Origin of the sequence: Nocardia terrae, assembly GCF_009760405.1 — a bacterium.
Lineage (GTDB): Bacteria > Actinomycetota > Actinomycetes > Mycobacteriales > Mycobacteriaceae > Nocardia > Nocardia terrae.
Genome location: NZ_WRPP01000001.1, coordinates 1967523 through 1993254, shown reverse-complemented (window position 1 = coordinate 1993254; position 25732 = coordinate 1967523). Strand labels below are relative to the sequence as shown.

At 63.6% G+C, this 25732-nt stretch carries 39 protein-coding genes; 8 read left to right on the top strand and 31 right to left on the bottom strand.

Annotated features, from left to right (window positions below):
* Positions 1-58: 58 nt before the first annotated feature.
* From GPX89_RS09335 to GPX89_RS09325, 3 genes are all read left to right on the top strand, one after another.
* A complete protein-coding gene (locus tag GPX89_RS09335) occupies positions 59-910 on the top strand; it encodes a BKACE family enzyme (RefSeq protein WP_328601664.1) in 852 nt (283 codons plus the stop codon).
* 50 nt (positions 911-960) lie between these two features.
* Entirely contained in the window at positions 961-2424 is a 1464-nt protein-coding gene (locus GPX89_RS09330) for an MFS transporter (protein WP_157386791.1), read from the top strand.
* Between the two features lie 163 nt (positions 2425-2587).
* A complete protein-coding gene (locus tag GPX89_RS09325) occupies positions 2588-3067 on the top strand; it encodes a hypothetical protein (protein ID WP_157386790.1) in 480 nt (159 codons plus the stop codon).
* Positions 3068-3203: 136 nt separating this feature from the next.
* On the opposite strand, the gene GPX89_RS09320 is transcribed toward GPX89_RS09325, so the two are convergent.
* The 3 genes from GPX89_RS09320 to GPX89_RS09310 form a co-directional block, all read right to left on the bottom strand.
* Positions 3204-3737 carry a hypothetical protein gene (locus tag GPX89_RS09320; protein ID WP_157386789.1) on the bottom strand — a complete coding sequence of 178 codons (534 nt, stop codon included), beginning with the start codon at positions 3735-3737 and terminating at the stop codon, positions 3204-3206.
* Positions 3738-3972: 235 nt separating this feature from the next.
* A complete protein-coding gene (locus tag GPX89_RS09315; protein WP_157386788.1) occupies positions 3973-5259 on the bottom strand; it encodes an ApeA N-terminal domain 1-containing protein in 1287 nt (428 codons plus the stop codon).
* A 163-nt stretch (positions 5260-5422) separates the two neighbouring features.
* Entirely contained in the window at positions 5423-5989 is a 567-nt protein-coding gene (locus GPX89_RS09310) for an Imm42 family immunity protein (RefSeq protein WP_157386787.1), read from the bottom strand.
* 561 nt (positions 5990-6550) lie between these two features.
* Here GPX89_RS09310 and GPX89_RS09305 point away from each other — a divergent pair.
* On the top strand, positions 6551-6934 hold the full coding sequence (locus tag GPX89_RS09305; protein WP_157386786.1) for a hypothetical protein: 384 nt from the start codon (positions 6551-6553) through the stop codon (positions 6932-6934).
* A 115-nt stretch (positions 6935-7049) separates the two neighbouring features.
* Complete coding sequence (locus GPX89_RS09300) at positions 7050-7445, top strand: hypothetical protein (RefSeq protein WP_157386785.1); 396 nt, start codon at positions 7050-7052, stop codon at positions 7443-7445.
* 243 nt (positions 7446-7688) lie between these two features.
* Here the strand turns inward: GPX89_RS09300 and GPX89_RS09295 are convergent, their stop codons facing one another.
* The 4 genes from GPX89_RS09295 to GPX89_RS09280 form a co-directional block, all read right to left on the bottom strand.
* Positions 7689-8450, bottom strand: coding sequence for a TY-Chap domain-containing protein (locus tag GPX89_RS09295; protein WP_157386784.1), 762 nt, complete (start codon positions 8448-8450; stop codon positions 7689-7691).
* 288 nt (positions 8451-8738) lie between these two features.
* Positions 8739-9779, bottom strand: coding sequence for an alcohol dehydrogenase catalytic domain-containing protein (locus GPX89_RS09290; RefSeq protein WP_235946714.1), 1041 nt, complete (start codon positions 9777-9779; stop codon positions 8739-8741).
* A gap of 367 nt (positions 9780-10146) precedes the next feature.
* Positions 10147-11022, bottom strand: coding sequence for an SMI1/KNR4 family protein (locus GPX89_RS09285; RefSeq protein ID WP_157386783.1), 876 nt, complete (start codon positions 11020-11022; stop codon positions 10147-10149).
* 48 nt (positions 11023-11070) lie between these two features.
* A complete protein-coding gene (locus GPX89_RS09280) occupies positions 11071-11355 on the bottom strand; it encodes a hypothetical protein (RefSeq protein WP_157386782.1) in 285 nt (94 codons plus the stop codon).
* A 38-nt stretch (positions 11356-11393) separates the two neighbouring features.
* On the opposite strand from GPX89_RS09280, the gene GPX89_RS09275 reads away from it, so the two are divergent.
* Entirely contained in the window at positions 11394-11543 is a 150-nt protein-coding gene (locus tag GPX89_RS09275; protein ID WP_157386781.1) for a hypothetical protein, read from the top strand.
* Positions 11544-11684: 141 nt separating this feature from the next.
* Here GPX89_RS09275 and GPX89_RS09270 read toward each other — a convergent pair whose 3' ends face one another.
* From GPX89_RS09270 to GPX89_RS09180, 19 genes are all read right to left on the bottom strand, one after another.
* Positions 11685-11891 (bottom strand): hypothetical protein, encoded by a 207-nt coding sequence (locus GPX89_RS09270; RefSeq protein WP_157386780.1) that lies wholly within the window; start codon positions 11889-11891, stop codon positions 11685-11687.
* Positions 11892-11902: 11 nt separating this feature from the next.
* Positions 11903-12061: a hypothetical protein gene (locus GPX89_RS09265; RefSeq protein WP_157386779.1), complete on the bottom strand. Its 159-nt coding sequence runs from the start codon at positions 12059-12061 to the stop codon at positions 11903-11905.
* Positions 12058-12456 (bottom strand): hypothetical protein, encoded by a 399-nt coding sequence (locus GPX89_RS09260; protein ID WP_157386778.1) that lies wholly within the window; start codon positions 12454-12456, stop codon positions 12058-12060. The genes GPX89_RS09265 and GPX89_RS09260 overlap by 4 nt, the downstream gene beginning before the upstream one ends.
* Positions 12453-12758 (bottom strand): hypothetical protein, encoded by a 306-nt coding sequence (locus GPX89_RS09255; RefSeq protein WP_157386777.1) that lies wholly within the window; start codon positions 12756-12758, stop codon positions 12453-12455. The genes GPX89_RS09260 and GPX89_RS09255 overlap by 4 nt, the downstream gene beginning before the upstream one ends.
* Positions 12755-13021, bottom strand: a complete 267-nt coding sequence (locus tag GPX89_RS09250) for a hypothetical protein (protein WP_157386776.1) — start codon at positions 13019-13021, stop codon at positions 12755-12757. Before GPX89_RS09250 ends, GPX89_RS09255 begins: the two co-directional genes overlap by 4 nt.
* On the bottom strand, positions 13018-13290 hold the full coding sequence (locus GPX89_RS09245; RefSeq protein ID WP_157386775.1) for a hypothetical protein: 273 nt from the start codon (positions 13288-13290) through the stop codon (positions 13018-13020). The genes GPX89_RS09250 and GPX89_RS09245 overlap by 4 nt, the downstream gene beginning before the upstream one ends.
* A complete protein-coding gene (locus GPX89_RS09240) occupies positions 13287-13577 on the bottom strand; it encodes a hypothetical protein (RefSeq protein WP_157386774.1) in 291 nt (96 codons plus the stop codon). The genes GPX89_RS09245 and GPX89_RS09240 overlap by 4 nt, the downstream gene beginning before the upstream one ends.
* The gene (locus GPX89_RS09235; RefSeq protein ID WP_157386773.1) at positions 13574-13996 is read right to left on the bottom strand and encodes a hypothetical protein; all 423 of its coding nucleotides are present in this window, start codon (positions 13994-13996) and stop codon (positions 13574-13576) included. Before GPX89_RS09235 ends, GPX89_RS09240 begins: the two co-directional genes overlap by 4 nt.
* 58 nt (positions 13997-14054) lie before the next feature.
* Complete coding sequence (locus GPX89_RS09230; protein ID WP_157386772.1) at positions 14055-14330, bottom strand: hypothetical protein; 276 nt, start codon at positions 14328-14330, stop codon at positions 14055-14057.
* A gap of 8 nt (positions 14331-14338) precedes the next feature.
* Complete coding sequence (gene ssb / locus GPX89_RS09225; RefSeq protein ID WP_157386771.1) at positions 14339-14821, bottom strand: single-stranded DNA-binding protein; 483 nt, start codon at positions 14819-14821, stop codon at positions 14339-14341.
* A gap of 176 nt (positions 14822-14997) precedes the next feature.
* A complete protein-coding gene (locus GPX89_RS09220; protein ID WP_157386770.1) occupies positions 14998-15993 on the bottom strand; it encodes a hypothetical protein in 996 nt (331 codons plus the stop codon).
* Positions 15994-16018: 25 nt separating this feature from the next.
* A complete protein-coding gene (locus GPX89_RS09215) occupies positions 16019-16468 on the bottom strand; it encodes a hypothetical protein (protein ID WP_157386769.1) in 450 nt (149 codons plus the stop codon).
* Positions 16465-17352, bottom strand: a complete 888-nt coding sequence (locus GPX89_RS09210; RefSeq protein ID WP_157386768.1) for a DUF2637 domain-containing protein — start codon at positions 17350-17352, stop codon at positions 16465-16467. Before GPX89_RS09210 ends, GPX89_RS09215 begins: the two co-directional genes overlap by 4 nt.
* Entirely contained in the window at positions 17349-17525 is a 177-nt protein-coding gene (locus tag GPX89_RS09205) for a hypothetical protein (RefSeq protein ID WP_157386767.1), read from the bottom strand. The genes GPX89_RS09210 and GPX89_RS09205 overlap by 4 nt, the downstream gene beginning before the upstream one ends.
* Entirely contained in the window at positions 17522-19597 is a 2076-nt protein-coding gene (locus GPX89_RS09200) for a hypothetical protein (protein ID WP_157386766.1), read from the bottom strand. Before GPX89_RS09200 ends, GPX89_RS09205 begins: the two co-directional genes overlap by 4 nt.
* On the bottom strand, positions 19594-19842 hold the full coding sequence (locus GPX89_RS09195; RefSeq protein WP_157386765.1) for a hypothetical protein: 249 nt from the start codon (positions 19840-19842) through the stop codon (positions 19594-19596). The genes GPX89_RS09200 and GPX89_RS09195 overlap by 4 nt, the downstream gene beginning before the upstream one ends.
* A 2-nt stretch (positions 19843-19844) precedes the next feature.
* Positions 19845-20600 carry a hypothetical protein gene (locus GPX89_RS09190; RefSeq protein ID WP_157386764.1) on the bottom strand — a complete coding sequence of 252 codons (756 nt, stop codon included), beginning with the start codon at positions 20598-20600 and terminating at the stop codon, positions 19845-19847.
* Complete coding sequence (locus tag GPX89_RS09185) at positions 20593-20838, bottom strand: hypothetical protein (RefSeq protein WP_157386763.1); 246 nt, start codon at positions 20836-20838, stop codon at positions 20593-20595. Before GPX89_RS09185 ends, GPX89_RS09190 begins: the two co-directional genes overlap by 8 nt.
* 160 nt (positions 20839-20998) lie before the next feature.
* Positions 20999-21283, bottom strand: a complete 285-nt coding sequence (locus GPX89_RS09180; RefSeq protein WP_328601622.1) for a hypothetical protein — start codon at positions 21281-21283, stop codon at positions 20999-21001.
* Between the two features lie 170 nt (positions 21284-21453).
* Between GPX89_RS09180 and GPX89_RS09175 the strand changes: the two genes are divergently transcribed.
* Together GPX89_RS09175 and GPX89_RS09170 are read left to right on the top strand one after the other, a co-directional pair.
* Positions 21454-22212: a hypothetical protein gene (locus GPX89_RS09175; protein ID WP_235946712.1), complete on the top strand. Its 759-nt coding sequence runs from the start codon at positions 21454-21456 to the stop codon at positions 22210-22212.
* On the top strand, positions 22209-22679 hold the full coding sequence (locus GPX89_RS09170) for an NUDIX hydrolase (protein ID WP_157386761.1): 471 nt from the start codon (positions 22209-22211) through the stop codon (positions 22677-22679). The genes GPX89_RS09175 and GPX89_RS09170 overlap by 4 nt, the downstream gene beginning before the upstream one ends.
* On the opposite strand, the gene GPX89_RS09165 is transcribed toward GPX89_RS09170, so the two are convergent.
* From GPX89_RS09165 to GPX89_RS09145, 5 genes are all read right to left on the bottom strand, one after another.
* Positions 22670-23212: an HD domain-containing protein gene (locus GPX89_RS09165; protein WP_157386760.1), complete on the bottom strand. Its 543-nt coding sequence runs from the start codon at positions 23210-23212 to the stop codon at positions 22670-22672. The genes GPX89_RS09170 and GPX89_RS09165 overlap by 10 nt on opposite strands.
* Before the next feature lie 249 nt (positions 23213-23461).
* A complete protein-coding gene (locus GPX89_RS09160) occupies positions 23462-23986 on the bottom strand; it encodes a DUF6232 family protein (RefSeq protein WP_328601621.1) in 525 nt (174 codons plus the stop codon).
* On the bottom strand, positions 23973-24416 hold the full coding sequence (locus tag GPX89_RS09155; RefSeq protein WP_157386758.1) for a hypothetical protein: 444 nt from the start codon (positions 24414-24416) through the stop codon (positions 23973-23975). The genes GPX89_RS09160 and GPX89_RS09155 overlap by 14 nt, the downstream gene beginning before the upstream one ends.
* Before the next feature lie 278 nt (positions 24417-24694).
* Positions 24695-25147 (bottom strand): DUF4282 domain-containing protein, encoded by a 453-nt coding sequence (locus tag GPX89_RS09150; protein WP_157386757.1) that lies wholly within the window; start codon positions 25145-25147, stop codon positions 24695-24697.
* A 162-nt stretch (positions 25148-25309) separates the two neighbouring features.
* A complete protein-coding gene (locus tag GPX89_RS09145; RefSeq protein WP_157386756.1) occupies positions 25310-25504 on the bottom strand; it encodes a hypothetical protein in 195 nt (64 codons plus the stop codon).
* Positions 25505-25732 lie beyond the last annotated feature (228 nt).

Sequence of the window (25732 nt, the reverse complement as noted above, 5' to 3'; positions counted from 1 at the left end):
GTGATGCTTGGGCGGACATGCAGGATATCGGGGGCGAATGAGTTCAGGTAAACCGTTGGTGATCGAAGCGGCCATCAATGGATCGACACCCAAGGACACCAATCCGAACGTGCCACGCACGGTCGACGAGATCGTCACGACGGCTCTCGCCTGTATCGACGCCGGTGCGGCGATCGTGCACAACCACAACGACGAACCGAATGTCGGTGAGCCGAGCGCGCATTCACCCGATCCCTATGAAACAGCGTGGCGACGCGTCTGGCAGACCAGGCCCGGCGTGCTGATGCACCCCACAACCTCGGGCGAGCGCACGCGCGCGATTGCCGATCGCTTCTCGCACATCGTGAAACTCCATCAGCGCGGCGCGCTGACCATGGCCACTGCCGACGCGGGCTGTCTGTCGCTGGCGTTCGATGCTCCCGACGGACCGACGGCCCTACCTGTCTTCGGCAACTCCGCCGCCGACGTCGATCACGTGTTCCAGTGGTGCCGCGAGGTCGACCTACCACTGCATGTATCGATCTTCGAGCCCGGTTTCCTCAGGCTCACCCTCGCGCACCACAACGCGGGTCGGTTGCCGAAGCGGACGAAGATCCAATTGTATTTCGGCGGGCCGTCGGCACTTTTCGGCTTGCCGCCGACACAGGCCAGCCTGAACTCCTACGTCGAGATGATCAGCGGCACAGGACTTCCCTGGATGGTCGGGGTACCACGGGGAGACGTACTCGGGTCGGGGTTGGCCGAGGCAGCCCTGCGAGCCGGCGGGCACATCCGAGTCGGTCTCGAGGATTACGCCGGACCAGAACGGTCGGCCAACGAAGAATTGGTCGCGCGCGCGGCCGACCTCGGCGCACGACTTGGTCGCCCTGCGGCCGGTGTGAACGATGTCATCGCAGCACTTTGGGGCTAGTGCCGCGGCGGGGCAGTCTGTGTGATCGGGACATTTCAAGGGGAGTCGCAATGGAACTCACCGCCAAGCGGAAGTGGGCGGTGCTCATCACGTGTTGTTCGGCGCTGTTTGTCGTGTCGATGGATTCGACGGCGGTGAATGTGGCGTTGCCATCGATCAGGCAGGATCTGGGGTCGGATCCCGCTCAATTGCAGTGGGTTATCGACGCCTACACATTGGTGCTGGCGAGCTTTCTGATGCTGTCGGGGGCGTTGGCAGATCGGTTCGGGCGGCGGCGGGTGTTCCAGACGGGTCTGGTGCTCTTTGCGGCGGGATCGATTGCCTGCGCGCTGGCGCCGACGGGGCTGATGCTGGTGGGTGCACGGGTCGGGCAGGCGCTCGGTGGATCGATGCTGAATCCTGTTGCGATGTCGATCATTGCGGCGACCTTCACCGATCGTGGTGAGCGGGCGCGGGCTGTCGGAGTGTGGGGTGCAGCTTTCGGGGTGTCGATGGCGGCTGGGCCTATCGTCGGCGGCGCGCTGGTGGATTCGACCGGTTGGCGGTCGATCTTCTGGATCAATGTGCCACTGTGCATCATTGCGGTGACGGCGACGGCGATTATCGTGCCCGGCGATCGGCCGCGTGCGGAGCGGACGTTCGACCCCGCGGGGCAATTGCTGGCCACTCTGACGATGGCGGGGTTGATTTATGCGTTGATCGAGGGACCGTACGCGGGATGGGGTGCGGTGCGGGTGCTCGTGGCGTTGGTTGTTGCGGTGGGTGCGCTGGTGTTGTTCGTGATCGTGGAACGCACTGTGCGGTCACCGTTTCTGAATCTGGGGTTCTTCACCAGCATCCCGTTCCGCAATGCCGCGCTCATCGCGGTGATCGCATTCGCAAGCTACGGCGGGTTCTTGTTCGCGACCTCGTTATATCTGCAGCAGGTGCGTGGACTTTCAGCGGTGCAAACCGGTCTGATGTATCTGCCGGTTGCGGCGGCGACGTTGGTGTTCGCGCCGTTGTCAGGGCGATCGACTGCCAAATACGGTGTGCGGCCATCGTTGTCGATAGCGGGGGGATTCATGGCCTTGGGCACGCTTGTGCTGGCCTTCGTTGGCGTGTCGACACCGTTGCCGGTCCTCGGTTTCGCATTCCTGTGCTTCGGAATCGGCTTCAGCGCGGTCGGATCGCCGATCACCACAGCCGCGGTCAACGGCATGCCGCCTGCTCAGGCCGGCGTCGCTTCGGGAGTCGCCTCGGCCAGCCGCCAGGTCGGCGTGAGCATCGGAGTGGCATTGTGCGGCAACTTCATAGGGGCTGCCGCAGCCAGTCTCGAGTATGACCCGGGCGCCGTGCACCGCTTCGTCGACGGAACTCACATTATGTGGTGGACCGCTGTTGGCGTAGGGCTGGTGATCATCGCCCTCGGCATCAGGAGTTCCACCGCCGTCGCAGAGCAGAGTGCCCAGCGCATCGCGACGGAGTTCGAAGGGAAACGCAGGCCGGATCTCACATCGAGAAGCATTGACTGACACGCGCAGGAACCATGCCGAACGCACTATTCTGCCGCTTCCTGCGCTGACCGAACCGGCCAGCGCGATGAGACGGAAGGTCCACCTACCGAGCTGGCCACCTTCTGACTCGACCCCGGCGTGGCCGCTGTACGGCACCGCTGATCTTCGTGACCATGGCCGCATGACCAGTACCGATGACGGCAGCGGCAAACCTCGACCGCGAGAGTCGACCTCACTGCGCGGGCGAGGCACTGCGGTCACGGCCGCGAGCCTAGCCCTCGCGATGTCGATCTACGGCGTCGTCGGTGCCATCTACATCGCCATCACTCGGGTATCGCCGTCCGAGCTTGAGGAGCTTCTCGAGTGGAAAGTCGCGTCTCGCGATGTCTACTACGCCCCGGCAGCATTCATCGTGATAGTAATCATGCTTCTCTATGGTTCCGGCGCTGTCTTGCTCGTACGTCGCGATCCCATAGGTCGTCGAATCGTTCTGGTGGTAACGGCGTTCCTGGCGATTGTCGCGGGTCCCGGCATCGCCGGGACCCGCGGAGTTCTCCTTCTCGGGAACCTCGTGGGAATGGCTGTTATGGCGCTTACTTTCAGCCTGGCCTGGGTCCGGCCCACCCGGCTGTGGGTCGGCCTTGATCGTGAGCGGAGTTGAACCGTCCCGAATATCCGCACATGCCGCTGCCCGCGCTGACCCGACCGGCCAGCGCGGGCGGGGCGAAGGTCAACGGGCCGAGTCGATCTGGGGGCCGACCGAACGCACCATATTGCCGACGACAGGATGAGTGCACTCAGAGGAAAGCTTCCAGAACGGTCTCGCAGAAGGCGATGTCGACTGCATCGTCAGCGATGAACCGATCCGCCTCGGACAGGAGAGCCGATGCCCGGTCTGTCACGTCCTCGTCCAAGTAACAGACGAGCTCGTGACATGCCATGCCTTCCCAGATGAGCTCCTCGGCCCGATCCCGAGGTTCGTGATCGCGGATATGCCGCCACACGATGTCCAGGCGGGCTGCCGCCGCGTCCTGATCGAGAATCCCGAGCCGCCACGAACGTCCGATCAACCCGCAGACTGCGCTCCAGAACCCCAGCAACGGCAGGTCTCCCAGGTCAGGCTTCGACTGCGCCCGCAGATGCCGGACAGCATCATCGATGCTGGGGCGCCAGATAGAGGGCATTGCGGCCAGCGCGAGTGCGGCAGGCCAATCGCCTCCAAGCGCTACGACGGGCTTGGCGAGGTCCATCCAGTCCACGTTGTCGAAACAGACGCCGAACTGTGAATCAGTCAGGGAGTGAACCACTTGCGCCAATCCAGCCCGCACCACACGCCGGAGCGTAGCAGCGTAACGAGTTCCGACCTGAATCCGGGCGATTCATGGTCATCTACATGAGATTGCGGCAGCATCCGCTTATGCCTCTTACAGGTCGGCCCGCGGCACGGCTGCGCGGTCCAGCTGGAAGATCAACGCCCCGAGATGATCTCGGGGCGTTCGCGCGTCCGGAACGTCCTCAACTGCCGAATGCAGGATCCGCGGATGTCCGGATAGAGGGGTAGGTCAGTCAGTTCAGTAGGGCCGTTCCGATGTTCGCGGCTGCGCGGAAAGCTCCATGGGTCACGGCGCGGATCTGTGCCGACTCAGATATTCCCAGTTCGGCCATCAGTACCAGGACCAGCAGCGCGAGGGTCGGCCCATGGAGCGCGAACCACACGTCCTCAGGTACGCTGCGGTCCTTCGGTTCGTCACCATGAGCAAGAGAGTTGCGGGCCTTCACCACGTAGTCGGCCCATTTGGCGATGTCAGGGATTATCCGCGCAACCGCGGCGCTTGAGGGGATCGCTGCGAGTGCCTCGCATCGCTGGCGGTAGGTCCGGTTCCCGGGGTCCAGACCTCGGTGAAGAGCCTCGATGGCTCCGCATACGCCAAGCAGTTTAGTTTCGTGGTAGGTGCTGGTCTCGCGCAGTAAACCGATAATCGATTGCACGCCGTAAACGGCGCTCGTATTGAGGGTGTGCCAGGCGGGCAGCACGGTTCCCAAATCGACGCCTCCTAGGTCGAACGCGATTGCGCGTCGGGTTGGCCTGTCCACAAGTTCGTTCGCAGAAGTTGGTTCTGCACCCCACCATTCGTAGCGACGACGTTTGTCAGTTGTCGTGTCGTTAAAGGCAATCTGACGAACCCCCGCTGGTCGGTGCATAGCGAGAGTGACCAGGTCTGAGAGTCGCCTCGCGGTCTCCACATGTTCGCGGGTGGAGATTGGTTGAGCGCTCGTGAGACGTACATACGTTCTAAACGACGCGCGTATGCGCATCTCCGCGGTGTAAAACTCCGCGTCCGGACTATAGGACGCCTCAGGGACTGTTGTAGCGTCGACGTTGCCGTACCTTCCTGACCGTCGACCCTCAGTTGTGACCAAGAAATTAAAGTCGCTGGACCCATCCGGCTTGTTCTTTATCGCCGTTTCGGAGTGGTCGATGTCCTGAGAAATGAAGGTCAAGTAGTCGATATCGACGGTCGACTCCGAGAACTTCGGTTCGTCCTCGTCAGCGACATGCGAATCGCCAACGAGGGCACCAAAATTGATGTCGAAAAGTTGGACAGGATAGCGCATACCGTCGCGAAGGGTAGAGGTCTCTTGCGTCGGGTAAATGCCGAAAAGCGACACCTTCCGGCCGCTTGAATCGCCATGGATGGTCAACGGCCCTTCCTCTGCGCGGAACACTACTAGCGTGCCGTAGAGCTCAAGATAGGGCTCAGAGGTCTCACCCAGGGTCAGCGTTCCTGGAACGGTGCGGTCCGGGGCGGACGGCAGCCACCAATTGCCGTACAGACTTTCACGAATTCTCATTGCTACTGATACTCCGGTCTCGGGACGAAGTGCGTGCAATGTACATCGCAATATCGCGTTGATTGGTACAGCCTTCTGCGGCGACAGCGGAACGGTTTCTGCACACATCCTGAACTGCCGCGAGCCGGGCGCTCTGAACTGGCTGCGCCTAACTGATTCGGGGTCACTGACCGGTTCGAGCGGAGAACTCGCGTTCCGTAGCCGCGATCTCGTTCAGGAACATCTTCTGAACTTCGTCGAACTCCCCGGCCTTCAGCCAGACCTCGTGGAGAGGAACCCCGGGAACCAGGGCATCGAACTCGTAGTGATCTCGCGATGTCCACAACAACCGGCCACGGGTCTCGTCCTCGAACAGGAACAACCACCACGGATCGAACTCGTACACCTGCGGCCCGACCGGAACCGACCCAACGGGGGCGCCTTCCTCACGCATTTGCTCGAAGGACTGTCCGCGGTCCTCATACAACGCCGCCATCACCGTGTGAAAGGCGACCTCGGCCGGCTCGTCGATCAGCTCCTCGCCTTGGCCCCTTCCCGTATGGCGTAGCCGAAACTCCATGGGAACTACGGCGTCGATCAGCTGGGCTTGCGGCTCGAAGATGCCGACCGACTGGCCACCACACCACCAGCGGATACGCCCCCACAGCCAACGGAAGAAGTCCGGCTCCGACATCCTGCTGCTATCGAGCTCGAACTCGACAGCAAACCGATCCGGATCGCCCACGATCACCGTTAACTACCACCTTCCAGTCGCCGGGATACCGCCCTTCTTCTCACGAGCCCAATAATCCCAGGTAGGCAGATACATCCAATGCGAGGGCATACACGGACCAGGCCCAGCCACGTCACTCCTCGCTAACGCGCTGAACTGCCGCTGGCCGTGCTGACCAAACCGGCCAGCGACAACTGCGGGGCTACTCTCGGGGGGGTGCGGAGTGATCTTCGAACAGCCCCGAGGAGGTAACCGGTGCAGGTGGTGAGCCGTGCGGAGATCCTGCGTCGGATGACGGCTGACCTCGGGACCGCGGATCCTGAGCATTTCGCCCCGAAGGCTCTGTATCAGAGTTGGCTCACGACCGTGCTCGAGGAAGTCAGAGCCGGAATTCGATCGGTGGACCAGGCTCTCGTTGATGAGTGGAGGTTCCGGCGCAGTGCGGTGTTTCGGTGGCCGCTCTGCTGGAGCGTCAAAGCTGTGCGGCGCGCAGACGTCAGAGTCGAAGCGTAACGACAGCCGATCATCATCCACACGCCGTTCTAGTAGTGAATGGGCCGTACATAAAGGGGTTGTGAGGTGGACGAATCCGAGTACACGCGACGGATACGCGCGAAACTTCCGCCGGAGGCGGCGCAAATCCCGATCTGGGATGCGACGGTCCCGGAGGACCGGCCCGACGTTCCGGTTTGGCGGTACCGTTCGGTCGCCAGCGACACCGCCTTGGTGGAGCTGTATGCCGCGCGGTTCGGGCTGGAGTTGCTCGGCGAGCCAGGAGTCACTACGGCGGCGTCGGTGACCGAACTGGCAGAGCTGGCCGCCACAGCCCCCGAGGGAGTTGTCGACATGTTCGAGGCCGCGCATGAGGGCGGGGCATTGACGTGGAATCCAGAGCACCGAATGCATGTCGAACAACGCCGTGGCTGGATGCGCGAGTACCGCGATCTGTTGCGGGCCAATTAACTTCAATCGCACGCTATGCCGCTGACCGCTCGATTCAGGACGCCCACGAACCGGCCCCGCGAACGCGCTGATCCGCCGAGTTCGGGGTGCGTTGGTCATCCTGGATGATGTGTTGATGACTGCTGAGGAGGACAAGCTCGACAAGTCGTGGCGCGACGACGAGGGTAGGTGGCACTGGACGTCCGAAGACCGCACGAGAATGCGTGAGCAGGGTCGTGAGTGGAAGCTTGCGAGCGATACCCTGCTCGACGCGCTCGCTGATCGGCTTTCTCCGGACAGCCTCGAGTCCGCGCGTAGATTCCAGCATGGCGGCGAGTATTTGTGGGTTTTCAGTGGTCTGGCCGCAGAACTGGTGAACCACAGGATTCCGATCACCCCCGAGGAGCGGGACCTGCTCGCCAGCGTTCTCTACTCCATGGAGCCGAGTAGGCCCGACGATCACCCAGCAATTCGCGACCGCGACCAGGTCATGGTTGCACTCAACGTGGTGAATGCCAGAGCAGAGACCTGATCACGAACTTCTGCGACGCAGCAGGAGGTAACGCGCTGTCATGCCGCGGACAGCGCTGACCGAACCGGCCAGCGTGGCGCGGCGGAAGGTCAACTGGCCGAGCCGGTTCGAGGTCGACCGAGCGCACCATCACGCCGAATTGAGCGTGGCTAGTGGTGTCTGATCCGATGGGCTGGCCGTCGAAGGTCAGCGGTGTCGGGGCGGCCGAAGGTCGGTGCGGCGCGAGTACGTCCTTAACGGGTATTACAGGCCCAGGATCGCAATTTCGGGATCAGGGCCCTCGTAGTCGTTCCATGCCTCGACGGTCATCTCGGTGGGCACAGCGATTCCGAGTACCTGCGAGATCGCCTCGCAAGCTCGTGCGGCGACCTGCTCACATACCCGGCTGTCACGGGACAACTCAAGTTGCCAGGCCGGTATCTGCGAAATGCTCATCGGCGCCTGCCAGCCAGCCGCTGTCAGTAGTCGCTCCTGATCCGGTGTGCGGGAACCAGTGATCGTGCAGACCCATTCGGCAAGGAACTGCACACACCAGCCCTCGCCAGCCGACAGGGACACCACCGCGCCATCGGGCAACGCTGACAGCATCGTCTCCAATCGTGGGACGAACTCTGCCCAATTTGTCGGTGGCGGAGCACATGTAGCCGCCGCCGCGGTTGCAGCGGCAGCAGGCGCTAGGGTCGCCAGGAGGGTTGTTGTGGCTGGCTCCAATTCTGGATACCCCCATTCGAACGACACGTCGACACCCGGCACTGACGTGTTGACCTGCTGCTGTAGTTGTTCTTCGAATTCCGGCCGCCAGGTGCGGAAGCCGCTGAAGGTTATCGACCGCACCGAAACCACGCGTACATCGAAGCCCCCGCGACGGCTTTCCTGCCGGACTACATCGACGTTCTGCCCGAAACCCTCTTCTCGGACGGTTCGCTCGAACAGGTCGAACATCGCCTGCGCCTGATCGGAGGACAAGCCGTAGGCGGAGAATCCGACTTCAATACTCGTTGACACGACTCGGACCCTACTGCGCCCCAACGACATCCCACCTCAGCGGTCGAAATCGTGTGAAATGCATCCTGTAATGCCGCATCCCGCGCGGTTCGAAGCGGCCAAACGGTCGGCCCTGAAGATCGCTGGGGCCGACCGGTTTTGATCTCGAGCCCACCGTGCCCGGCGTCGACCGAGCGCACTGTCCTGCCGAATTAGGTAAATCGGTGATGTGCGCCGCGTGCATTCCGTCGTGAGCGGCGCGCAGGTCAGGGCGAGGCGCTTCCGGTGTACGCGACCGGTCCGCCTGTCTCAGTAGGTGATAACAGCGCGGAAGCGTACTGCTCCGGTGGCTACGCGTTCGTAGGCGTCGGCGGCTTTTGCCAGTGGGTAGGTTTCGATCATCGGCGTCACCTTGCCGGTGGCGACGAAGTCGAGGGCTTGGGTCAGGTACTCGAAGCCGCTGTGCGTCGCGCCGATGATCTGGTTGCGATTGACCACGAAATTGATGCCGGTCTCCGGCCCGGGGATGACGAAGTCGGTGTCGTGGGGCAGACCGATCAGCACCATCCGGCCCTCCGGACGCAACCCGTGCAGGCTGTCCATCGCCGCACGGTTGGAATTGCCCGTCATGAGGATGATGTCGGCGCCACCTGTCGCGGCGAGTTCGCGGCCGTCGGAAACCACTTCGTCCGCACCCAGTTTCAGCGCGAGCGCGCGCTTATCCGGTGAATGCGTGATCGCGATCGTCTCGAACCCGGCCGCCTTCGCGTATTGCACCGCCATATGTCCCAGGCCGCCGATTCCCACCACGGCGACCCGCTCATGCGGCCGCGGATTGCCCGCGCACAAGGCACTCCACGTGGTGTAACCGGCACACGCGACCGGGGCCGCCAATTCGAAGGACAAGCCCTCCGGCAACAACACCGTCGCAGCCTCCGGCGCGGCGAGATACTCGGCATGCCCACCCTGCACACTGAACCCGCTGGTTTTGGGTGCGGCACAACTCAACCCGGCCACTCCGCTCACCGGCTTGTTGCGCCGGCAGTACTCGCACCGGCCACAGGTCTGCAGAATCCAGGTCGTCGCGACCCGGTCACCGACCACCCGAGAGTGCACTCCCGCACCCACTGCGACGATCTCGCCGACCGTCTCGTGCCCGACCACCCCGGGGACGCCTACCGGAATGACTCCGGTGGTGGACCATATGTCGGTGTAGCAGATACCGCTGGCCCGCACCCGGATCAGCACCTCACCGGGCCCCGGTTCCGGCGTGGGCAGTTCGCGCACCTCCCACATCGCATCGATCGCCGGTACGTAGGCAGCCCGCATCATCCCTGTCATTTCCGTCATCCTCGTGATGCTTCCGATCATCCTGGCAACTCACTGGCAAGTCTCCGCCAGTGGCAGTTGAGGATTCCCCCGCTGCCATATCAGCACCAGACCGGAGGCGGCTTTCGTCAGCATCTTGGCCGAATCGGGCAGTGAGTGGACGAGGTGGTTGTTCAAGATGAAGATCACTGATAAGTCAGCCAACCTGTTGACCGCACAGGGTAGCTACTCCAAGCGGTAGATCCTCGGTGAGCGTGGAGATTTCGAGGCCACACCGCATTCCGCGCGGCCAGCGGCTGCCGGTGCGGCACCTAGCTGAAGATCAACGGCCCGGGGCATCTCGGGGGCGTCGCCGTATCCGGTCATGCCGAATGCAGCGCATACATGACTAGGTTGTTGGCGTTGCGAAGCGACTGTAGAGCGCGTTGAAGAAGTGATCGTCGGGGTCACCGAACCAGGGCAGGTTGGCCCAGCTTCCGTCAGGGAACTCGGTTTCCATTTCGGTGGCGCGCCAGGCGCCGGTGAGGACCTCATCGAGCAGGATTGCCAGCAGGCTCGTGTAATCGGGCGCGCAGACGAAGTGGCGTTCTTCGTCTCGGCCGAAGTTGATGATCTGGCCCGAGGTTCCCTCGACATCGGGGTCGAGGTCGAGGCCGATGTAGTCGGCGTTAATCGGGTCGGACCACAGCGGGATCCACCCAGGCGAGGTATATAGCGGTTTGACCAGGCCGGCGGCGCCGGGAAACACGTCGCCCATGTCCTGGAGTTGATCGATATTTGGGGTGCTGCGAAGCGCGTTCCATCGGTCCCAGCACTCTCGAATCAATCTGGTGGACAGAAACGACAGGGTAGGCAGGCACGGGGTGGCGTATTCGGTGTGTTCTGCGGTGTCGGTCAGCTTCTGGCCGTTGTGTACTGCCAGGACGGCCCGCACCTCGGCGGGAAGCTGGTAGCCGAGATGGCGCTCCAAGGCGTCGAGCTCGGCGGGAGTTGCTGGCGGAGCGAGGTTTTCGTAGGCGTGGGGGACGTTGTCACGTAGCCAGTAGACGTACCGGTCGAAGACCTCGAGCGCGAGCATGATCGCAACGTAGCAGCACCATCCGACGACTGCCGTTGCGGCATTTCGACCCGACCCGAACGCACTATCTTGCCGCATGCCGCGCTGACCGAAGCAGCCAGCGTGGAGAGACAGAAGATCAACGGGCAGAGCGCCGCACGCCCGCAGGCTGCTCAGCTCGCGGCATTTCGGCTGCACGAGGTTCACATGGAATCAACCTTGGCGAGGACACCGAGAGCCGCGGCATGGCCCTACTCATGCTCGGCCGTCGAACGAGAAGCTGTCGCAACCTTCTCGAAGCGCTGGGCTGTATACCGCCTCGCCACAGGTCTGGCAGGTGTGCGCGGTATGCCCGTCGCACCCGGGGCCGCGGCACGCCTGCCAGCCGACCAGCGTTCGGTCCGGTCCGAATTGGTGGCCCTGTGGGCAGAAGATCGGCGCGGGCTTGACCCACCCGGTGGCCGTCTCGACCAGTTCGTCGGAGTCGATCGCGTAGCCGTCTGGGTGGCGGTACCAGACACGCCGTCCCGTCGAACCCATGTGCGAATTCTAGCTAACCGACCGCTTAGAATCGGCGCGTGTCGGACGAACAGAGAATGTGTCAGATCTGCGGCGAACGTCCTGCCGGGGATGGCTACCTGTCGATGCTGTGCCCGGAGTGCCGGACGCGGATCGAGACCCAGAACGCCACCGATCCATACCCGCTCGTGCCACTGCGCGAAGGGTAGCCGCACCAGCAGCCGAATCGTCATACCTGCGGCAGACACCGACGCAGTGGACGAGTCACCTGGTAGAAAAAGGGCGGAGCCCGTGCCTGGCTCAAACAGGCACGGACTCCGCTTCTTGCTATTCAGTTGTGTCCGGAGTGGTCAGTTGAACAAGGTCAGCTGGTTCTGGTGGGCTCTCCGATCACAGTCTTGCCGGTAGGTCCTGGCGATCTGCTTCACCTTGTACTCCGATAGATCGAAGTCCACGGCGATCACGGCCCAGCTGGCCCCATGGTCGTACTGTTCCTGGATCTCCCGCCCGAGTCGCAGCTGTGTCCGCTGACTCATCGGTTTCTTGGCTTTGGCCATGATCGGACACCTCAGTTTCCGTAGGCGTCTTCTCGCTGGCACTCGCCGTCCTGGATCTCGCACCCCGCCTCTGCGCAGTCATCGCACAGCGTCAGCATGCCGACTGTTCCGACCACGGTGTCGAAGCAGTCCCGGCAGCCACACCACTGGTATCCCGAACCGCTGGTCATGCCGGAACCTCTGGGCTGTTGGTGAACACCGTCCACCGAACCCCGATCGCCGACACGATCTGTTCGCCCGCGACCTCGATGTCGCCGACGATTTCCCCGACCTGGGTCAGGTACTCCAGCGCGTCCCCGATCACCGCGGACAGCTGTGATCGGTCCAAGATGTGGGTCTCGGCCAACTTGACTGCCGTACCCTTGCTCGCGGTCCGTGCCCATTCCCAGTCCCGGGGCAGAAAGCCACCCTGGGATAGCAACTGGTCCAGCGCGGCCACGTTGTTGGCGAGTGCGATGAGAATCCGGACTGCCTCGTTGCAGTCGTAGTCCCGTTTCCACAGACCCAGTTCGTCTTTGAGCTGGATCAGCTGTCGCACTTCGTTCAACGTGATGTTCGGGTTCATCGCTTGCTCCCGACCGCCGGCTGTTGCGGGCACAGGTCGTGCTGCTGCTGGAGCGCACCGAGGTCCCACTGCAGACACTGCACCTGATCGAGCAGTTCCTTGCACTGGTCCTTGAGATCGTCGCGTTCCTTGATCAGCTCGGCCACATCCACGGTGCTGACACCGCCGTTGAGCACCGAAACCCGTTCGGCCGCAGCGGTACTGCTGCCGTGGTCGGATTCGGGAATCCACTCGCCGTCCGGCGCGTAGTGCCCGACCGTCCACAGCTGCGGTTCGGTGCGCAGGTAGAGGTATCCGCTCATCGCGGCCCCTCCTGCCCGTCGACGGCGTTGCCGATCATCACGGCGTCGCTGATCGCGGCGTCGAGAATGTCACGCAGACTGACCGCCTGCCACAACGCCAACTCCAACGCCGGACCGTCACCGGTGTGCGCGTCTCGAAATCCGAAGATCACGAGATCGTTGTCGCGTTCGTAATGTGCCGAGAACATCAGGCACACCGGAACCCGAAGCAACGCGCCGCGGTCGCCGTGACCGTGCAATCGGTGCAACAGATTGCGGATCATCGCGACGCCTCCTCGCCATTGGCTGTGGCGGAGAGGGCATCCCAGGTGGGCTGACCGGTCTGGACGGCCCCGCGCCGCTCGGCTTCGAGCAGCGCCTCCGAGATCGCGGTGAGCACACGGCTGGCGAGATCACCGGGAAGGTCGGCGACCATGTAGCCGTACGCCTGGCCGTGGATGTAGGCCAGGTGCATGCTGCCGTCATCCTTCATCGTGGCCGCCATGGCCGCGATCTCCTTGGTGCAGCGGGCCTTGTATGCCGCGTCCATCACGCCACCACCTTCTGCTGAAGGTCCGAAACATCCTCGGCGGGAACGAATTCCGTTGCCGAGAGCCACAATCCGGAACCGGAGGTGATGGCCTGGGCGAGCGCACCGTTCTGCAGCGCCTCGCGCAGCTTCTCGAAAAGCTCCTCCGCGATCGACAGGGACATGAACAGACTGCCCGAGCCGGTTTTCACGACGACCAGATCGATATCGTCGCCGTAGTACCTGGCTTCAATCCCTTCGTCGCTGTAGGCGCTCATGGACGAAACCTGCATCCACACCTTGGTGCTCATCGCGACGCCTCCCTCGACTCGGAGATGCCGAGGGCTTCCCGCGGGGATGGATAACCATTCTCGCGGGCTTCGCGCACCCATTCCGGCACGGTCCCGGTTCCGTCGCCTTTGACGGTCCTGAGGCCAACGACGCCGTTGTCGTCGCCGGTCCGGTAGGTCACCGCACCACCGCGGGCCATGACATGGACGATGGCTTCGTCCAGCATTTGCCGCAGCGCCTGCGCTTCCTCGAGATTCAGATGCGCCTTCACCCCGTCGGAAATCTTTACCTGCCAGCGGATCTCGATATCCCCGAGACTCGAGTCCTCCGCCAGGGGCCGCACCGTCGGCAACGGCATCTGATGCCAGTGCAGTTGCATGTGGCCACGGCCGCCGCGGTAATCGTCGGAGGTCGCGCCTTCGGTGATGATGTAGGACATGATCAGATTCCCTTCTGGGTGATGTGGTGAATGGTGTTGTGGCGCAAGGGGTTGTTCATCAGTACGGCTCCGGTTCCCAGTCCGGCTGGGCCAAGTCGCCGTCGAAATCACCGCGACGCGCCACGCGGGCCACGAGGAATTTCACGGTGTCGGCGAGCAGTTCGGCTTCCGCGAGGTCGAGAAACACCCGGACCCCCGATTCAGCCGCGGCCATCCAAGCGAGTTCGATGCGCGGCCCGACCTCGGTGGACTCGAGGATCACCTTGGTTTCGGCACCATGCCAGCGGACAGTGATCGCCGTGTGGCCCTCATTGGTTCCGGTTCGGCTTTCCATGCACGCCATCAGAACGGCACCCCCTCGGAATCGTCTTCCGGCGCGGCCGCGGCATACGGGTCATCGCTGGCCCCGTTGCCGCGTCCGCCGGAACCGGTGGAGGGTCGGCCGTTACTGCTGCGACTCTTGGATCGGACGGGTTTGGCCACCGCGTATTTCAGCGACACCCCCACCTCGTCGGCCACCACTTCCATAACCTGGCGCTTGATGCCTTCACGGTCGGTGTACTCCCGCTGCTGCAACTTGCCGACCACCACGACGCGCGATCCCTTGATCAGGGAATCGGCGACATTCTGACCGGGCTCACGCCACTGGGTGCAGCGCATGAACACCGGGGCTCCGTCCTTCCACTGCTTGGACTTCGAATCGAAGACCCGCGGTGTGGAAGCGACCGTGAAGTTGACCACCGCGTCACCCGTGTCGTTCATGAAACGGATGGTCGGATCAGCGGTCAGGTTGCCGATGATGGTGAGAGTCGTCTCTCCAGACATTTCAGATACTCCTGAAAGTTGTTGAAATAATTCGGATTTCCGAGAACTGGCCTCGGTGAGGTTGTCCAAGCCTCGTCAGATGCGATGCCAGAGGCATCACCAGTAGTTCAGCTGTCGTATCGGTTACTCCTTTCTGCGTTGTTGTTGAAAAACCCATGGGGCACAGCAGGTTTCGGTCACGCCTCGGCCTGCATCTGCGCCGCCGACTGCACCGCCTCGGATGCGGCAGCGGCCTCCTGATTGGTCTGGACCTGTTGGGCCTCGGCGGTGTGCTCGGTGCGCGGTGTCGGTCCTTCGGCCTGCTCGGCCGAGATTTCCGCCTGTTCGACGGCGGCCTCGGCCTCAGCCATCACCTCGGCTCCGTTGCGGGCCTCGGCTTCGGCTTGGGGGCGGGCGATCTGGGAGTTGGATTGCGCGGCGGCCTGCCGGGAGGCTTCCTGGCGGGCGCGGTTGACCTTCGCCGAAGGCGGCCGGATCGCCGGGCCGATCTTGGCAGTGGAATTCTGCTGGGCCGTGATCTTGTTGAGCTTGTGCTCGAGCTCCTGTAACCGGCGCGACAACTCATCGAAGCGACGTGCGTTCTCGCGCTGCTGCTGCGCGACCTCCGCGTTTTTCGACTGCGATGTGACTGATCCGTTCGCGGTGAGCTGGGCGCGGCGCTCGGTCGCCACATGCTCACTGGCCGCCGCCGCATAGCGAGCCCGGACCGCCGCGGTGCCCTGGATCGACGGGAACAGGTTGGCGGCCACCGGTTTCGACGGATCGGCATCGATGCCGTCGAGGGCCTGGACCACCTGGCCCCGCTGCTCGGGTGTCAGCGCGGTGTCGTGGATGGTGTGCTCGATGGTGGCGCGCAGGCCCGCCAGATAGGCCGCGGCCTTGGCCTGGTCCTGCGGACTGGCGCCGGCTTCGGCGCGGGCCTTGGCGGCGGCGGCTTCACGCTGGTAGTCGCCAGTCCGGGCCTGATACCACTGCTGAGTGTTTCGGACCTGCCGGGCGTATTCCTGCTGGGCATCGCGCAGTTCGGTGACGAACTGTTTGTACTGGGTGCGGTTCAATCGGATCGAACCGTCCGCGCTGGCCTGCTGGATCTTCTGGAACAGCTGCATCAGCAGCGCCATCAACTGCGGCCAGTTGTTGCGGGCGACCTCATCAACTTCATTGCCGGGCATGGGATTTCATTCCTTCCAGAGATATTCAGGCCGTGGCCTCGGCGGCGGCACGATTGCGGCGGTGGGCTGCTCTCCGGGCGCGCCAGTGCGCGCGGGCCGGGCGGGAGCGGGCGAAGTAGAAGCGGGACACGGCGTGGAATCCGGCGGTGCCGAGATCGCGGACGGTGTGGGCGGTAATGCTCCAGTCCGGGCGGCCCAAACTGATCCACGCGCCGTACCCGATCCAGCCCGCCAGCCACACCAGCACCGGAACGACCGCGGCGTCGGGTGCACCGGAGGACGCGATGATCCACATCAGCACCCCCGTGATGACGACCGCGATCATGAACGCGCGAGCTCCGAGAATCCGGCGGCGCGCTCGCGCAGTCCATTTCGGGCGGACCAGTTCGGCGAGTTTGATGCCGGAGGACTCCATGAGCATTTGCAGCTCGCCGTCCCAATCGATGCCCCTGCCGCCGTTGCTGTTGCTGCTCATGCCAGCACTCCTTCGTGGTTGTCGTGGTGGTTGGTGTCGATGCCGTGCAGCCATTCCGCGGGCAGCGTGTCCGCGGTGGTGTCCGCTGTGACCGGGCTGTCCGCGCTGGAGTCCGTGTGGCCACTGGTGGCCGGATTGGTGTCCGCCCCGGGGGACACGTAGCGGCGGACGGTGCGTTTGCTGACTCCGAGTTCGGCGGCGATGCGGCCGTGACTCCAGTTCTGGGCGTGCAACTCCCGCGCCCGGTGGCGACGGGTGTCCGCCTCGCTGTCCTCGGTGCTGTCCGCGCCGCTGGCCGTTGTGTCCGCCTGTCCGGACACCGTGGCTACGTCCTCGCGAACCGGGCGGACAGGCTCGCCGATCGCTTCGATCTGGGCGGCCAAGGGAATCTCTCGTGTGGCAAGGGATTCCGGGCGTATCTGGTTCATGCTCGGGCGGAATCGGTTTGTTGGTGTGTCCTCGTTGGAGGGGGTGAGTGACAGCAGCGCGAACCCGCACACCACCATCAACCCGTCCAAGGTCAGCGGCCCAAACTCGGCGGCCGGATGCCCATATCCCCAGGCCAACAGCACATCTCGGACGTGGCTGTAGGAGATCACCGCCGACCCGAGCGCCACCGTGCCCGCCCCGCCGAACCGCGCCAGCGCCCAGCCTTGACCGCGGCGCCACGCGACCCGCGCCAGAACCTCGATGCTGAGCAGCAGCCCGAGCGGCCAGACGGCGGACCCGATGCGGGCCGCGATCACCAGCGCCAGCCCCGACGGCATGTGGACAGTGGGGAGATAGGTGTGCAGGACATTGGTGGCCACCGAGGTCAGCGACCCGAACACGAACCCGGCCTGGGCAACCCGGTGCCCGCGCGGCTTGTCGGCGCGTGTGGTCATCGTGTCCACCCCCTGTCCGCCCCGCTGTCCGGGGTGTCCTCGACGGTGTCCGCTCGCCTGTCCGGGGCGGTCACGCGCTCCGGACTGGCCTGTCCGGGGTGGCCGTCACTGGAGTGGCGGTGGCCGGTCTGGGTGGCCACGTAGGCGGCCATCGGGCGCAGGTAGTCGGTCATGCAACCTCACCGCCCTCGTTGTCGCCACCGAAATCGGCGCGGCGGGCACGCCCGGAATCCAGATCCCGCACCGCCCGCAACGGGACCCGCGGGGCCGTGGTGGCCCAGCGCTCCGGGAACGGGTCGGCGGGCAGTTCGGTGACCTCGTCCAGTTCGACCGGGACCACATGTCCCCATTGGGCTTTGAGGGCGTGCACCCACACCACGTCTCCGCGTTTGAATTCGGCGAGCCGGTTCGGGTCGATGAAGAAGGTTTCCCGGTTGCCCAGGGTGCCTTCGTCGCCGACCTTGCCGCCCTTGGAATGCCGCGAGTTCTCGGTGACCGGGCGCGTGCCGAAGACCTCCGAAACCTTGCCCGCACCTTCGAGATTCATCAGCAGCGCACCGGACGGGCATGCCTCCATCAGGCGGCGACGCTCATCGGCGTTTTGCCCGAGCCCGTATTGGTTCTGGGCGGAGAAGATCCCGATCACGCCCATGCCCAAAAGGCGTTCGGCGATGGTGAATTGGTTGATGCCGCCGGTCTTGTCCGACACCGCCGACATCTCGTCGATGATCAAAATGATCTGCCGGTCATGCTCACTGCATGCGAACTGCGAGATCAGCGTCGTGATCGCCGCGACCTGAGCGCGGGCATACTCCCCACGGACGGTGCCGGGCACGGTGGCGTAGATGACGTCGAAGGAGTCCAGGGGGCGGCCGCCGTCGAATCCCTCGCCGATCGCGTTGAAGATGTTGCGGAACTTGCCCGCCACATCCCCGATCGCGGGCGGCTTGTTCTGCTGAAGATCCGCGATCTCCGCCAGAATCGCCTTGTTGCCCGCATAGGCACCGGTGAGCCAATCCAAGGTGAGCCGTTGCAGGAAATCGTCTCGGCTCTTGGCTTTCCCGCCCGGCGCTTTCGCCGCCAGCTGCACGACTCGGATGCGGTTCTGTTTGAAGTGCTCCGCGCCCGCGTCGGTGGCCTGCACCGGGTTGATCATCGATTCGAGGGTCGCGGTCTGGTCGTCCTCGTCCATGTCCCAGATGTCGAACCGGCTCGTGATGGGCCACAACGCAATCCGGGAAGGTTGGACCCCAAGGCGGTGCGCGATCTTGACCACCTGGCGGCCGGTCGCCAAACCGGCCTTGCCGCCCTTGCAATCCAGATTGATCAGCAGCGGCCGCTTTTCGCCGGTCCGCACGTACCGGTGCCAGTACGCCTCGTACAGGGCGGTGCCGAGCCGGATTTGCATGGTGGTCTTGCCCGCCATCTGCGACTTGCCCAGCACGATCATGTGCCCGAGGTTCTCGATTGGGATCTCCAACTTCGCCGACCGCTTCGACACCAGCTGCGTGGTCGTGGTCGGCTGCGTCGCGTCCGTCTTCTCCGACAACGGCCCGAGCACGACACGGTTCTTCAACCAGCCCGTGGTCAGCGGTGCACCGTACTTCGCGGCACGGCGCGCGGCAGCGGCCTGCCCGTGCTGCTGGCGGCGCAGCAGCCGCCGGGTCTTCCACGGCGAGTCCACGCCCTCGGTACCCAGCCGGGAAAGGAACCGCGACCGATACACCGCGGCGGCACCCCACGCCAGCGGCAAGCAGCCCGCGGTCATCGCCACCAAGGCCCCGGACCGGGGACCCGAGTGCACGAATACCCGGGTGCCCTGCCACCACAGCGTGGGAGCCGCGAACCAGGAGTTCGTGACGGCCATGGCCCCGATCGGCAGGACCAGCGCACCGAGGGCGTAGTTGCGGACCTGGCGGGCATCCCAGCGCCGCCAGTGCGCCACCCACACCATCGCCACCGCCAGCCCGACCAGGAACCCGAGCCCGAGCAGCAGCGTGCCCAGCCAGGCCAGCACATCGGTCACGCTGGAGATGTGCAGCTGCCAGTTCGGGGCATGCCAGCCGTTGGGCAGGGTGGAGTTCTCGAACTTGTCCGGCGAAGGTGTCTGCGGGGCAACCGAATTCACCACGACATCCGATGTCGGCAGTGGCTCGGGTTGCGGGGTGACCGAGGTCGGCGCGGGCGGTACGGTGGGTGTGGTGCCGCAGTCCTGCGGGGTGATCAGCGGGACACATCCGGTCATGACTGCACCTCCCCGCCGGGCAGATGCGACAGATCGAGCAGCCGTTCCAGCTCGTTGTGGATGTCCTTCGCGGGCATCGACCACAGATCCGGGCATGGAATGTTGGGCCACACACCCACGCGTTCGGGGGCGATCCCCAGCCGGGCGAGAGCCCTTCGCATCTGACGTGTGACATCGGTATTCGATGCGCCGCCCATTTCGTTGATAACGATCAGCAACGGACGGTCTTTCCTGGATTGGGACATGGCTACTGCACTCCTTTGCGCGCCAAAGTGGCGTCGAGGTCATGGATTTCGAAGTTCGGAAGGTGATCGAGATTGCGCTGGTGCGCGATCCGGGTCGCGACGCCCTTCACGGCCTTGCGAACGCCCTCTCCGCGGACGAAGTACAAGACGCCGGCCAAGTCGTTGCGTTCGGCGATCTCCAGGGCGGCGGTCATGGTGCGCTGGAGACGGCCGTCGCCGAACTTGCGCGAGAGCTCCACCTCGATCGCCCACACCTTGTCCGGGTCGGTGAAGTCCCGGAACCAGGCATCGTGAATGTGGCCCTCGGGGCGGCCGGTGTCGGTCTTGAGCCAGCGCCGCAACAGCCGCTCACTCGTCCACACCTGCGGATCGGTCTCCAACCCGGTCAGCGCCAGCCGCAATTCCGTGACCGCGGTCAGATGCGCCGCCGTCGATGGCTTTGGCCGCCAGTCCCCGGGATCGAATCCCAGGTAACCCCAATTGGTTTCACGAGTCAGCGCCAGCCACAGCGGACCATGCGGCACAGTCTCCGGTTCATCGAACAGCGAGGAATTCCGCCACGGCCCCGGGGACCCGTAGTCGACCCGGGCCACTTCCGCGTGCCCAAGTTTCTTCAATCGCGACGAGAACCGGTAGGCGTCCCGCGGCCTCTTGCCGATGGCTTTGATCAGCGAGTCGAACGACAGCGCGTACTGCTGGGCCGTGAACTCCGAGAGCCGAGTCTCCCACCCCTGTAACCGAATCTCCGGCTCACTCATGGGTCACCGCCTCACGCGGGCAGTCCTTCGGCCATACCGCCACCTGCTGCGTCCCTGGCGCGGGGCAGGTCACCACGGTGGACGGCAACGCCTCTCTGGTGCCGAACAGCAGGACACCCATGAACAGGCCCGATGCGAATACCAGACTCAGCACGAGCAACACTGCCAGCGCCATCGGGGAAATCGGCACAGCTGCCCGGTCACGGTCGCCATAGCCGAACATCAAGTAGTCGTTCATTGCCGACCACCCCGCCGACGACGGTCTAACGGACCCCGATAGGTCCAGATGACACCAGCAATTCCAAGCAGAAAGATCGCGATCAAGAGGAGGATGGCCACCTGGGGCACGAAAATCCCGACAGCCAGCACAATCCCGATCAACAGGAACGAGGTGCGCATCATGCTGCACCGCCACCGTTGTGCTTGTTTCGGCAGTTGCGGCGTCGCCGCGCCAGCGCTGACTTCCTGCTCAACCGCAGGTAGTGCTCTTTCCGCGCGTGCTCGGCACGAAATGCCCGTTCATCCGGAGTGAGCAGCCCATCCGGATCAACTGCACGCTCGAACTTGTCCATCAAGGCACGCCGCGCGTTTGCCGTCCGGGCGGCGCGATCCTCCGTCCGTGCCCATGATGCGTGTGCTGCAATCCTTGCCTGCAGCGCGCGATCACCCTTGTCCTGTGCCACGAGATATGCCTCCGATCAGTTCCTTATGCGATCCTTCGGCGAGCTCTGTACTCGCCTGTGTCTCAAGGGAACTCGATCGGCAATGGACGGCATCATGGGTGAAAAGGACTTACGGGGACGTCCCGGCGGCGTAAACTCGTCCCTGGAAATCCTCGATGGGTGGTGAGGCAGTGTCGAATGACCGCCTACTTGAATCCTTGCTACGCAACGGCTTTAGCCCGACCAGTGCCGCGGAGTCGCTTGGTGTCGATGCGAAAACCGTTGAGCGGTGGATCAGCAAAGGCCGAACGCCGTATCCGAAGCATCGCCGTGCTCTAGCCGCGCTGGTCCACGAATCCGAGAACTATCTGTTCCCCGACGCGATTGATCCTGAGCGCAAGACCGAGTTGGCTGAGGCCGAGGTCGTCAAGATCTTCCCGCATCGAAGCCTGATCCCGGCGGAGCTATGGTCTCGCCTCCTGCGGGACTGCACCGAGCGCATTGACATCCTTGTCTTGGCCGGCCTCTTCCTCGCGGAGGAACCCACGTTCGCGAAGACGGTCAAATCCAAAGTCAAGCAGGGACTCTCGGTGCGCATGCTGTTCGGTGACCCGCTCGCTGATGAGGCAGTGAAGCGAAGCGGTGAAGAGAGGCTGGCGACTGGAACCGTTCCGGCCCGAATCAAGAATGCGTTGGCACTTGTCGAACCGCTGACCGGAGTCGAGAGCGTCGAGATGCGATTCCACGGCACGACCCTCTACAACTCGATCTTTCGCTTCGACGATGAAATGATTGTGAACATGCATGTCTTCGGTCAGCCCGGGGCGTACGCACCCGCGATGCATCTTCGCCGCCTTCCGACGGGCGACCTCTTCGAGACCTACATGAGCAGTTTCGAACATGTCTGGTCGATCTCGGACGCTGCGGATTTCTCCAGGATCCGGGCATGAGCCGCACCGACTTCTTCGAGGATCCGACTGCACCGAAGGCCAACAGCATCGTGGTCGCGGTCAGCGCGCTTGTTCGTGATGGTCAGGGTCAGATCCTGATGATCCGGCGGACCGACAACGACAAGTACTCGATTCCCGGCGGTGGCATGGAGATTGGCGAGACTCCGACCCAAGCTGTCATCCGTGAAGTCGAAGAAGAGACTGGAATCCGGGTCACGGTGACGGGCCTGGTCGGTGTCTTCTCTAATCCTGATCACGTCATTGCGTATGACGACGGGGAAGTCCGGCAAGAGTTCTCGATCTGCTTCACCGCTGACCCTACCGGCGGTGAACCTCGAACGAGCTCGGAGTCGAAGGTTGTCGAATGGATCGCGCCAGATGATCTGGCCGCGCACGATATCCATCCCTCGATCAAACTTCGAATTGATACCGCGCTGGCCGGTCGAGCCGAGCCCTACTACACCTGAATCAGCTCGGCCAGAAGCCGTTCGGTTCTCCGCGCTGCGGCGATCAGCTCCTCGGACGCCTCATCCACCGACCGCGCCACCACATGATCAGGTCCGTATCGGTTCAGGACTTCATCGATACGGTCCTGCACGCCCGTCACTCCCCCGGTCGGTGTCGTGGTCATGTCAGCCCACCACAAGGCGTCCCGCACGACGGTGTGCTCATCTGGCCACTCAATCGCGACTCCTTGGTTTCGGGCTTCGACGCAGGCACACGAGTGATGTGCCACCAGCCCACACAACCGGTCACTGGCATCGAGCTCTGACAGGAACCTCGCACCATCAATGGCATGAACGCCGGTTCGGATGAGGCGCGGGGCGTATCCGACATCATGCAGCCACGCTGCCGCTACAAGGAGGTCCGGATCGTCGACCACTCGGCTGGCGCGTTCGGCCTGCCGGGCAACTCCCTGAGTGTGCTGCCAACGACGGGGAAGTCCTTCGAGTTCAACACGTGCGATCTCGGCAGCCCAGCTGCGCAGGTCGGCGGTCATCCTCACACCCCAAACGGTAGTATCCAGCATCCGATTCGTCCGCCTCGCCGGCGGTTCGGATCGCTCAGTCCAAGATATCGGTCGGTGTTGCGCTCCCTCTCCACCTCATTGTCCAGGCACCGGCACAGAGCACAACCATCCCTAGTGCGCGACTATCTGGATTAGCGATCCCCAAGGATTGGGCCCCCGAGCTACGGCTCGGGGGCCCAATCCTTATTTGTGGCAGAGCGATACGAGGTCACCCGAACATCATGAGTGGGTGGGAGGCACTCCGAATGAATTCATGTGTTGGCCGTGGTCGCCGATTTGTCCGATGTTTGCGCCGCGGGCGTCGACGGTGATGTTTCGGGCGAACTCGAACTGTGGATCGTCGATCGCCTTCATGATGTTTTGGGCGATGTCGACCATTGTCTCGATATCGCTGCTGACCAGGACCGTGTTCGAGGCTCCGGCGGTTTCGATGGTCAGTGCGTACAGCCTTGTCTTCTCCTCGGTCAGCACGCGGATCAGTCGGTAGGTGGCTACGCCGAAGACGACGAGGAACACGAACCAGCCGAGCCCCGAGCTGAAGAGGAGGCCCACGATGAGAGCCGGGATCACCGCGGCCGCAATGAGCTTCAGGTAGTCCTTCACCGGCGTTGGTGGGGGCGGCACGAGCTCTCGCGGACCTACTCGGGCGATATTCTGCAGCGGATAGGCGTCGTCGCCGATCCAGAGCACTCTGCGGCTGATCCGTACTCCGATGGTTCTGTTCTCACCGTTACCGGATGCCACTTGCGTTCCCCCCTTCCGGGCCGAATGCGAACCCGGGACGCGTGCTCAGCGCGGCGGGCGGAGCACCGAAGACATTGGTTTGCCGAGCATGGTCGCCGATAGTGCCGATATTCGCGCCCTGCGCGTTCACCACGGTCATGTCGGTGCGACCTCCCATGGAATCGGCCAGCTCGAGCAATTGCCTTGCCGCGGTGAGAATTTCCTCCTCGCGATCGGCGCCCGCTTCGGTCAGCAGTTTGGCCAGCGGCGCCCGCCACGTGTCCGGATCCGACTCGTGCTGGGCCAAGACCAACTGCGCCGGCGGACTCCCGCCGAATAGGCGCGCGAGCCCGCCCTTCAGCGCGCGGTATGCGTCCGCGACCGCGGCCGAAGCGCCGTCGCCCATCCCTTTCGCCACGCCCGCCGCCAACGCCGTCACGATCGTCGTCACTGGATCCATCCGAACCTCTCCCACCTGGAGCACCCCCGTCATCTCCGGGGCCGCGATCACTGAACCAAGACGCGATCATTCAGACAAGAGAGGTGGACAACAATAACCATCGGTCTCCTGCAACCGGTCGGCATTTCCGCTAAAGCGCTTCCACCCGAAGGCATTCCACGACTTGCGGAATCGCGTCGATCCGGTCGCATTCGCCCGATTCGATCGCGACGCCGACACGCATCGTCAGGTGTCTCCGGACGTATAGAGAACTCGACACCTCGCGCGGTCTATCGCATACCGCCTCGATTGCGAATGGCGTGCATGTCCTCACCCATTCGGAAAACGACCATGACGAACTCGAGTGCGACCCGATAGAACAGCACCACCGCGAACAGATAGATCGGGCACACGATGATCAGGATGAAGATGCCGATCGCGGCACTGCCGGTCATGAAGCCGAAGAGTGCCAGGGACAGCGTGGCCAAGCCCGCCAGGATCATCGCGAGCACATACAGGACCTTGATGACCCGTGGCGTGATGAAGGAGGTGAATCCGAAGTCGAACAGCGAGGCGAAGAAGCCTCTCCCGTCTTCGTCGGAGGCGGCGGCCATGGGCTGGTACGGGGTTGGTCCGGACGCTTGGTAGTGCGGCCCGCTGGCGGATTGATAGGACGGAAAACCGGGAGACTGGTATTGCGGATTACCGGGACCACCTGAGCCCTGCGGAGGCTGATTTGTCATGAGCTCATCTCCCTTCACAGCCGAGATAGGGGCGCCCACGACAATGGTTTCACAGGTGAGAGATCACTTGACCGCGTTGCGCGAATTCCGGCACATTTGCGGCAAACCGACCAGCACGCAATGGAATTGGGGCGATTCGATCCATCCGTTCGAAACGACGGGTCACGGCAATTGGCGCAGCAGGGTGACCGCTACCTGCGGTTGCGCGGTACCGCAACGCGGACAGGCTGTTCCGGCTTGCGGAATATTGAGCCAGTAGCCATCGACGAAGGATCGGGTTGCGTCGAGGGCGGCGTGAACCTGGTCGGCGGTGACGGTCTGTCCGCTCGGGTTGGTGCTGAGCCCGGCAAGCACCACCGCCTTCGGGTTGGCGGCGCGCGCGGCAGCTGTCCGATACCGGTATTCAAACCACTCCCCTGGTTCGCGACCAGGTTCGGCACGTTTCGTCAGGCAATCTTCAGCTTCCCGTGCGCCACCCGGCTGGACGAGAGCACCGTCAACTCGACGGTGCCGGGTTCTCGCCCGGGAAGAGGATCGGGCCTGAGCAGGTATGGTTTGCGGTCCGGTGTGGTGCGCGACCATCTG